The sequence below is a fragment of the Streptococcus sp. E24BD genome (genome assembly GCF_041807825.1).
In the GTDB taxonomy this organism is placed as follows: Bacteria; Bacillota; Bacilli; order Lactobacillales; family Streptococcaceae; genus Streptococcus; species Streptococcus entericus.
In genome coordinates this window covers 1-515 of record NZ_JBGTZB010000030.1, presented here as the reverse complement: position 1 = coordinate 515, position 515 = coordinate 1, and the positions used below count along the sequence as shown (strand labels likewise).

Genomic DNA, 515 nt, shown 5'->3' with positions numbered 1-515 from the left:
GAAAGCGCCGCTTTCGTTGCTCAAATTGCGGGAAAATGGCTGTCGCTGAAACGTCATTGGTCAAGTCAACCACCAAATTCCTGTCATTCTTAATCAGAAAATCGCTCAAAAATTGATGGAGAAAGTCGCCATGACGACCATCGCTGAAAGCCTAGCCGTATCAACCTCAACGGTCATCCGAAAACTAAAGGAATTTCAGTTCAAGACAGACTTGAACTGGCTACCAACTAACATGAATTGGGACTCAAACAGTCCAGTGGACTGTTTGAGGTAGGAGCCTGAAAATACAAAAGCGACTAGTTGAAGCAAGAAAGGCAAAATGAGCTTCATCGCACAGGACTTTGATTCACTCAAAATCATAACAATTCTAGATGGTCGAACCAAAGCCACCATTCGCAACCACTTTCTGCGCTATCCGAGAGACGTCAGGAACCGTGTTAAGGTCATCACCATGGACATGTTTAGCCCTTATTACGACATCGCTAAGAAACTATTTCCAAATGCGAAAATCGTTC

The 515-nt window shown here is 43.9% G+C and carries 1 pseudogene; it reads left to right on the top strand.

Annotation, left to right across the window (positions count from 1 at the left end):
- Positions 1-515, top strand: a pseudogene (locus tag ACERC5_RS07685) (transposase); the annotation flags it as partial.